The 8650-nt window shown below is 71.3% G+C and carries 6 protein-coding genes; 3 read left to right on the top strand and 3 right to left on the bottom strand.

Translation table 11 applies throughout. The features are described 5' to 3' along the window. Positions 1–182: hypothetical protein (locus JAO81_RS31835; protein WP_199551440.1), on the bottom strand; the 182-nt coding region annotated here is incomplete at its 3' end. A 20-nt stretch (positions 183–202) separates the two neighbouring features. Continuing rightward, the gene (locus tag JAO81_RS31830; RefSeq protein ID WP_199551436.1) at positions 203–1780 is read right to left on the bottom strand and encodes an acyl-CoA carboxylase subunit beta; all 1578 of its coding nucleotides are present in this window, start codon (positions 1778–1780) and stop codon (positions 203–205) included. A gap of 314 nt (positions 1781–2094) precedes the next feature. Here JAO81_RS31830 and JAO81_RS31825 point away from each other — a divergent pair, with 314 nt between their 5' ends. The 3 genes from JAO81_RS31825 (at position 2095) to JAO81_RS31815 (ending at position 5111) form a co-directional block, all read left to right on the top strand. Continuing rightward, positions 2095–2502, top strand: coding sequence for a hypothetical protein (locus tag JAO81_RS31825; RefSeq protein ID WP_199551435.1), 408 nt, complete (start codon positions 2095–2097; stop codon positions 2500–2502). A gap of 157 nt (positions 2503–2659) precedes the next feature. Continuing rightward, on the top strand, positions 2660–4174 hold the full coding sequence (locus JAO81_RS31820) for an FAD-dependent monooxygenase (RefSeq protein WP_307813929.1): 1515 nt from the start codon (positions 2660–2662) through the stop codon (positions 4172–4174). Positions 4175–4220: 46 nt separating this feature from the next. Continuing rightward, entirely contained in the window at positions 4221–5111 is an 891-nt protein-coding gene (locus tag JAO81_RS31815) for a thioesterase II family protein (protein ID WP_233416207.1), read from the top strand. A gap of 261 nt (positions 5112–5372) precedes the next feature. On the opposite strand, the gene JAO81_RS31810 is transcribed toward JAO81_RS31815, so the two are convergent. Beyond that, entirely contained in the window at positions 5373–8576 is a 3204-nt protein-coding gene (locus tag JAO81_RS31810) for an AMP-binding protein (protein WP_307813926.1), read from the bottom strand. Positions 8577–8650 lie beyond the last annotated feature (74 nt).

The following is an 8650-nucleotide window of genomic DNA, read 5'->3' as shown; positions in this document are numbered from 1 at the left end:
TCACCCGTCAGCTGCATACCGTCACCCGAGTCACCCGCGAACCGGATGATCACCCGGTCCAGACGGCGGACTTCCTTGACGGACTGCTCGGTCTTGACGGACTGCTCGGTCTTGGCGGACTGCTCGGTCTTGGCGGACAGCTCTGTCGCTGTCGGTGCGGAGGCAAGGGTTTCCACGGACATACGCGTGTCGGCTCCTGTCGTCACTGGGGCTGGTTCCCGTGCTTGCGGGCAGGCTGCGTCACGTACTTGGTGCGCAGCACGGCGAGCGCGTCGATGAGCCGGACGCGGGTCTCCGCAGGGTCGATCACGTCATCCACCAGGCCGCGTTCGGCCGCGTAGTAGGGGTGCATGAGCCGGTCGCGGTACTCCTTGATGTGCTGTCGGCGAGCGGCATCGGGGTCGTCCGCGGCCGCGATCTCGCGCCGGAAGACCACACCCGCGGCGCCCTCGGCGCCCATCACCGCGATCTCGTTGCCGGGCCAGGCCAGCGAGATGTCCGAGCCGATGGAACGCGAGTCCATGACGATGTACGCACCGCCGTAGGCCTTGCGCAGGATCACCGAGACGCGGGGGACGGTGGCGTTGCAGTACGCGTAGAGCAGTTTCGCGCCGTGCCGGATGATCCCTCCGTGTTCCTGGTCGACGCCGGGCAGGAATCCCGGTACGTCCACCAGGGTCACCAGGGGAATGTTGAACGCATCGCAGAACTGCACGAACCGGGCTGCCTTCTCGCTGCCCTTGATGTCGAGGACACCGGCCAGGGCCACGGGCTGGTTGGCGACGATGCCGACGACATGACCGTCGAGGCGGGCCAGGGCGCACACCACGTTGGGGGCCCATGCCTCGTGCACCTCGAAGAACGAACCGAAGTCCACGCACTCCGCGATGACCGCGCGCATGTCGTACGCGCGCTTCTGCTCGGACGGCACCAGCTCGCGCAGCGCCGGGGTGAGACGGCCGGGCCGGTCGGCGCAAGGCTCCGCGGGAGGCTGCTCGCGATTGTTGGAAGGCAGGAAGGAGAGCAGATAACGCACGTCCGCGAGGCAGCTCGCCTCGTCGTCGTAGGCGAACGCGGCGACCCCGGACAGCGTGGTGTGGGCGTGGGCTCCGCCCAGTTCGTCATGGCTGATCTGCTCGCCGGTGACGGCTTCCACCACGTCGGGGCCGGTGATGAACATCTGGGCGGTGCCGCGCACCATGAAGACGAAGTCGGTGAGTGCGGGCGAGTAGGCGGCCCCGCCCGCGCAGGGACCCAGCATGACGCTGATCTGCGGAATGACCCCGGAGCTGCGGACGTTGCGCTGGAAAATCCCGCCGTAGCCGGCCAGGGCGGTCACGCCCTCCTGGATGCGGGCGCCTGCGCCGTCGCACAGCCCCACCAGCGGTGCGCCGGCCCGGGAGGCCATGTCCATGATCTTGTGGATCTTCTCGGCATGCGCCTCGCCGAGAGAGCCGCCGAAGATCCTGAAGTCATGGGCGTAGGCGAAGACGGGACGGCCGAACACCTCGCCCCAGCCGGTGACCACGCCATCGGTGTACGGGCGTCGGTCCTCCAGGCCGAAGCCGCTCGCCCGGTGTCTGCGCAGGCCCTCTACCTCGGTGAACTTTCCGTCGTCGAAGAGGAGTTGGAGTCGTTCGCGGGCGGTGAGCTTGCCTTTGGCGTGCTGCGTCCGGGTGGCCCGGTCACTCGGACCGCGCCGCATGGCGGCACGGACAGCCTCGAGTTCGTCGACCGTGCCACGCTGCTGCCCGACCGGAACGTCGTCCAGAGCGGTCATGGGAATGTCCCTTCCGGTCGTCGTGAAGACCGCATGGCGCATCGGCCTCGTGATGATCCGGCGGCCAGCTTCTGCCATGCGGCTAGAAGGCGGTTCGAGCTTTGGACGACAACGGCTCATGCCTCGACCGCCGCTCGAGCGGCGCACGAGTACGCGTCGAGACGCCCCTGGCAGGCTCGCCCGCGTGAGCTCCGGCGGGATCGGTGAAGAGCCTCACCGAGTCCTCGACCCGCCCGCCGGCCGCATGCCATCCCCCACGGGCACCCGGCGGGCCTCCCCGCCTGCCTGCGTGCCCGGCAAGACAAGGAGCCCTCATGTCCCCCACGCTCGACGACCAGGACAAGCTCGTGCTGCGCAACGCCGCGTACGGAGCGGTCACGCTGATGGCGGCCGCCGCCGGCGCCGACTCGCCCCACAAGGTGGCCACGCAGGGCAGCATCGCCCTGACGTCCGCGACCGGTCTGGTCGGTCATGTCCTGGCGGAGAAGAGCCAGGTCGGCGATCTGAGCGGCAAGTCGGCCGCCGAGATCGCGGACCGTGTCCTGCCCGCGCTGACACGGTCGATGGAACTGCTCAAGGAACAGGCCCCCGAGGAGGCCGAGAATTTCCGCGGCACCGTCCTGGTCGCTGTCGAGGCGTCCGCCCGTACCGGAAAGGGCGAACCGCAGCCCACGCTGACCGCGATGAGCCGGAAGATCACCCAAGCGCTGGACGCTGCCTGAGACCCGTCCCGCCGGGGGGACAGGACCCCCGTCGGCGGTTGCGGCCACCCCGGCGTGCGCCGGCCCGGCCGGGCACCTGAGTGCCTTGAACGACCGCTACCCGTGCGTGAACGTGAGCTGACGACGTGACAGGGCGAGTCGACTGAGAGGTAACGACGTGGGACGCACCGGCATGGACACGGATGTGATCGTCGCGGGCGCCGGGCCCACGGGCCTGATGCTCGCCTGCGAGCTGCGGCTCGCCGGCGTCGACGTGGTGGTGCTCGAGCGGCTGCCGCAGCGCTCGGGCGAGTCGCGGGCCGGCGGGATCCACTCCCGCACCCTGGAGATCCTCGACCAGCGCGGCATCGTGGACCGGTTCCTCGCGGAGGGTGATCTGCAGCCGGTCGGTCACTTCGCGGGCCTCTACCTCGACTTCGACGAGTCGGAGTCCCGCCACCCGTACCCGCTGATGATCCTGCAGTCCGACATCGAGCGGATCCTGGAGGAGTGGGCCGGCGAGCTCGGCGTACGCGTGCTGCGCTCGAGTGAGATATGCGCCCTCGCCCAGGACGAGGACAGCGTGAGCGTCGAGACGCGCAGCCCCGCGGCCACGGGTCCGACCCTCACGGCCCGCTATCTGGTGGGCTGCGACGGCGGCCGGAGCACCGTGCGCAAGCTGGCCGGGATCGGTTTCCCCGGCACCGATCCGACGATGACGGCGCTGATCGGCGACGTCGAGCTGCCCGAACTGCCCGAGGACTACGTGTGGGTGCGCCGCACCCACGCCGGCGACTACTCGGCGATCGCCTTCCAGCCCGGCTGGCACCGCGTGATCACCTCCGAGTTCGACCGGGTCGTGGACCGCGACGAACAGGTCACCTTCGAGCAGCTGCGCGAGTCGATGATCCGGGTCGCCGGCACCGACTTCGGGATGCGCAACCCCCGTTGGGTCTCCCGCTTCAACGACGCGGCGCGGCAGGCCGACCGTTACGTGGCCGGGCGGGTGCTCCTCGCGGGCGACGCGGCCCACATCCACTTCCCCGCCGGCGGGCAGGGCCTCAACATGGGCGTGCAGGACGCGGTCAACCTCGGCTGGAAACTGGCCGCGGTGGTGCGCGGACAGGCGCCGGCCACGCTCCTCGACAGCTACCACGCGGAGCGCCACCCCGTCGCGGAGCGCGTGCTCGCCAACACCCGGGCGCAGTCGGCGCTGGTGCGGCCGGGGCCGCAGACCGACGCGCTGCGCGAGGTGTTCGGCTCTCTGATCGTGTTCGACGACGTCAACCGGTACCTGCGCCATCTTCTGACGGCGCTCGACATCCGCTACCCGATCGACGGCGACCACCCGCTCGTGGGCCGCCGGGTCCCGGACGCCTGGCTCGACGACACCGAGGACGCGGAGCGCGTGTACGAGCTGCTGCACTCGGGGCGGCCCGTCCTGCTCGCTTTGCGGGACGACACCGAACTGGCCCTGGTCGCCAAGGGCTGGGCCGGCCGCGTCGACTTCGTCGAGGCACGCAGCGGACAGGACTTGTGGCACGTACCGGCTGTCGGCGACATCCCCCCGCCGACCGCGCTGCTCGTACGGCCGGACGGCCATGTCGCCTGGGCCGCCGAGGGCGCCGCGCCTGACCTGCCCGGGCTGCGCGACGCACTCACGACGTGGTGCGGGCCGGCCCTGCAGGGCTGAGCGGCATCGGGCGACGACGGGCGCGTACGGCGACAGCCGGCCCGCGATGACGGGCGCGTACGAGACGAGCCGGCTCGCGATAACGGGCGCGTACGAGACGAGCCGGCTCGCGATGACGGGCGCGTATGAGAAGAGCCGGCTCGCGATGACGGCCACCGACGAAGGGATACCGCACGTGAACAGCACGTGGTTTCGACGCTTCACCAAGTCAACGGGCGGCGGGCCACGGCTCGTGTGCTTCCCTCATGCCGGCGGCTCGGCCACGGCGTTCAAAGAACTGGCGCACCACCTGCCGTCCGCCTTCGATGTGCTGGCGGTGCAGTACCCGGGGCGCCAGGACCGCTTCCGCGAGGAGCCGTTCGCCGATCTCGGTCCGCTCGTGGCGGCACTGGCCGCGGAGTTGACCCGTGACCTGGCGGCCGATCCTGGCCGGCCCTACGCCTTCTTCGGTCACAGCATGGGCGCGCTCGTCGCCTTCGAGACCGCGCGGGTCCTCACGGCCGAACGCCGGCTGCCCGCCCCTGAGCACCTGTTCCTCTCGGGCCGGGGCGGGCCCGAGCACCACGACAGCGCGTACGAGCTGTTCGACGACCAGGACGTGCTGGACGATGTACGCCGCCTCGGCGGCACCGACCAGGCCATGCTCGAGGACCCCGATCTCCTCGAGCTGGTGCTGCCGGCCCTGCGGGCGGACTACCGCATGCTGGGTGCGTACGAGTGGGGCGGGGGCGAGCCGATCGGCGTGCCGGTGACTGCCCTGACCGGGGACTGCGACCCGATGACGACGGTCGAGGACGCCCGGACCTGGCAGCGGTACACGACCGGAGACTTCGCCCTCGAGGTCTTTCCCGGCGGCCACTTCTACCTCTTCGACCATCTGGAGAAGGTCGCCGCGGCGGTCACCGACGGGCTGCTCGCGGGGGCGCCCCCCGGCTGACGGCACCCGGCGCGCTTGGGGGATTTCGGGCGTACGAGAGCCCGGCGACCGCACTTTGTCGCCGGGCTCTGTGGTGTGTGCAGGGCGCCTCGGCCGCACTGCGTGAGGTGCGCCGACGTGCTCGACGGGGAAGCGCGGTGCCGACGGGGCACGCCGACGGTGCCGGTGCCGCCGTGCGTGGAGTCACATGCCGCCGTGCGTGGAGTCACGCGCCGCGAAGGCCGCGACCCCACGCCCCGATCCGGCAGGGGCCGGGCGCGGTCAGAGGACCGCGCCCTCCCTCGTGCGGCGGCGCAGGCTCGGCCTGCTGGACTGGCCGAGGTCCTTCCACATGTCCGACAGGCCGGTGATGGTACGCGCCGCGAACAGCCGCCGGATGGAGACCTCCTGGCCCAGTTCCGTCCGGATCAGGCCGACCAGCCGGATGGCCCGCAGCGAGTTGCCGCCGAGGTCGAAGAAGTCGTCGTCGATTCCGACCCGGTCCAACTCCAGTACGTCGGCGAAGGCTTCGGCCAGCTTGCGTTCCCGGTCGTTGCGCGGTGCACGGTAGGCGTCGTCGTCGAGCACGGGGGCGGGCAGCGCCGCCCGGTCGAGGCGTCCCGCCGCGGTGACCGGCAGCCGGTCCAAGAGCGTGAACACCGACGGCACCATGGACTCCGGCAGCCAGCCGGCGGCGAACCGGCGCAGTTCGTCGGCCGACTGCGGCGTGCCGGCCGCCGGGACGACATAGGCCACCAGGCGCTGCTGTCCCTGGCCGTCCTCCTTGACCACGACGGCGCACTGAGCGATGCCGCGGTGCTCGCTCAGCACTTCCTCGACCTCGGCGAGTTCGACACGTACGCCACGGACATCGGCGTGCGCGTCGGCGCGCGCCACGTACTCGAGGCGTCCGTCGCTGCCCCAGCGCACCCGGTCGCCTGTGCGGTACATGACCGAACCGGCCGGGCCGAACGGGCAGGCCACGAAGCGCTGCGCGGTCCTGACGGGTCGCCCCGGGTGGCCGCGCACCACGCCGGCACCGGCTACGTACAGTTCACCGGTCACACCGACGGGGCCCGGTCCCAGGCCGGGGCCGAGGACGTACAGGGCCGTGTTGACCATCGGGCGGCCGACCGTGCCGGCGTGGCGCACCGGCTCGTCCGCGGCGAGCCGGTGGCAGGCGGCGATCACGGTGGCCGCGGTCAGGCCGTGGCCGTGAACGATGGTCAGCTCGGGGCAGGCTTCCCTGACCTTGCGCAGCGCGGCCGCGGACACCCGGTCGCCGCCGGTCCACACCTCGCGCAGTCCGGCGAAGGACGCGGGTCGCTCGGCGGCGATCGTGGAGAACTGGGCGGCGGGCAGCCACAGTGCGGTGATGCCGTGTTCCTGGCGCGCTCGGTCGAGGCCGTCGCCGCCGAGTTCCCCGGCGGGCGCCAGGACGACGCGGCCGCCGCTGAGCAGCGGTGCCCAGAACTCGAAGGCGAGGGCGTCGGAGGTGTGCGGGGTATGCCACAGCACCGTGCCGCCGGCGGCCTCGCGCCAGTTGGCGTCCGCGACGAACCGCTCGAGATTGCGGTGGGTGACGCCGAAGGGTGCCGCCGTGGCAGCACTCGCGTCGCTCACCACGGCCACCAGAGTGTCCGGGTGCGGCGCGAGAAGAGCGCTGGGCCCGGCGTCCTGCGCGAGGAGGTCGGAGAGGACGAGCGCGGACGCCTCCAGACCGCCGCCCAGCCGAAGGGCCGTGTCCGCGTCGGTGAGCAGGGCGGACACCGGGGTCTCACCGAGCTGTTCGCTGATGCGCTCCGCGGGTGCCGACGCATCGACAGGAAGGTAGGACGCGCCCGACTTCACCACGCCAAGGAGCGCGACAGCAAGGTCCGCCGAGTGGGGCAGGGCCACCACCACGATGCGGTCGGGGCCGAGGCCCCGGCCGCTCAGCGCCTCGGCGACCCGGTCGGTCCGCTGGTCCAGTTCGCGATACGTCAGGGCCGCATCGCCATCGACCAGTGCGACGGCCTCGGGATGCTGCGCGACCTGCCGGGCGAACAGCTGTGGAACGGTCAGGCCCGCCGGCGGTGCCTCGGTGCCGCGCGAGACCGCGAGGACCTTCTCGCGCTCGGCGCCGCCCAGCAGGTCGAGCGCGCCGACCGGCCGGCCGGGGTCGGCGACCGCGGCGCGGATGCAGGCGATCAATTCCTCCCCGATGAAGCGCAGTTCGGCCCGGTGGTAGAGGCGGGAGGGCGCGTCGAGCCGGATGAACAGGTCGCTGTCGGGGCTGCCGTCGGTGTAGACGCCGATGGACAGTTCCTCGAAGGTGCCGGTCGTGGCGCCCGCGTAGCGCGCCGGGCTGTCGCCGAAGTGGAGCTGGTCCACGAACTCGACGACGTTGACGACGGCACCGTAACTGCCGCGGCCGCTCAGTGTGGTGCCGGCCGCCCGCTGGATGTCGGAGTAGTGGCAGGCTGTGTGGTCGAAGATCTCGTACGTCTCGTCCACGAGTGCCTCGGCCGTGCCGGCGAACGTGGCGTCCAGGCCGATACGGGCGCGCACCGGCACCACGTTCACCGCGAGCCCGGGGGTCCTGCTCGCCACGCCGACGCGGTTGCCGACGGCGAGCGACAGCAGGAACTCCGGGCGGTCGCAGCGGTGGCGCAGGTAAGCGGCGGTGGCCGCGGTCAGCAGCTGGGACATCCACAGGCCCAGGGACTGCGCGGTCTTCGTCCAGGCGTCGGCCTCGGCACGCGGCACGGTCAGTGTGCGGCTCACCATGCCGATGGTCTCGGCCACCTCCGACCACTGGTCGGCGGTGGAGAGCGGTTCGGACAGGTCGGCACGCTGGGCGTCGGACAGGGCGATGCGCGGGATCTGGGCGGGCGGCGGCGCGTCCTTGAGATAGTCGCGCCAGAACTCCGAGTCCTCTGCGAACTTCGCGGAGGCGAGGTACTGCGTGGCCTCGTTCGCGAACGACTCGGCGTCCCAGGGGTGTGCGAGCTCGGGTACGGCCTCGCCGCGGACGAGCGCCGTGTACACCTCGGCGAGACGCTTGGAGAGCAGACCGCCTGCGCCGAACCCGTCCGAGATCAGATGGTGGTAGGCGATGACGAGCAGTGAGCGGGTCCGGCCCAGCCTGACCACGCCGAGGCGGAACAGCAGGTCCTTCGTCAGGTCGAAGGGTTCCCGGACCAGGTCTGCCATGGCGTCGCGGGCCGCCTGCTCGGGGTCGGCCTCGGCGCTGATGTCGAGGAAGAAGGGCTGCCAGTCGCCGAGTTCGCGGGGAACAAGGCGCAAAGAGCCGTCCCTCTCGACGAAGTTGACGCGCAGCACCTCCGCCTCGCCCATCACGTGCAGGAGCGCGGACCGGATGAGCTCGGCGTTCAGCTCACCGTCCACGTCCCACATGGTCAGCGCGTGGTTCGGGGTGTCAGGAGCCATTTCCTGCGCCCGCCACATGCCTTTATGCGCAGACGACGCGCCGAACGAACGCACACGAATCAACCCCTCGACAGATAAGCCTGGTTGCGGGCGAATGAGCAGGGCCCCACTGCCATGGTCATGGGCGG

It is taken from the genome of Streptomyces sp. N35, from assembly GCF_016464295.1.
GTDB lineage: Bacteria > Actinomycetota > Actinomycetes > Streptomycetales > Streptomycetaceae > Streptomyces.
Note: the sequence above shows the minus strand (reverse complement) of the source record. Positions and strands in the feature narration are given on the sequence as shown.

Bases quoted from the DNA above. Each gene is read 5' to 3' on its own strand.
- JAO81_RS31815 (WP_233416207.1), top strand. From the start codon at position 4,221: ATGACGGGCGCGTACGAGACGAGCCGGCTCGCGATAACGGGCGCGTAC.
- JAO81_RS31830 (WP_199551436.1), bottom strand. From the start codon at position 1,780: ATGACCGCTCTGGACGACGTTCCGGTCGGGCAGCAGCGTGGCACGGTC.
- JAO81_RS31825 (WP_199551435.1), top strand. From the start codon at position 2,095: ATGTCCCCCACGCTCGACGACCAGGACAAGCTCGTGCTGCGCAACGCC.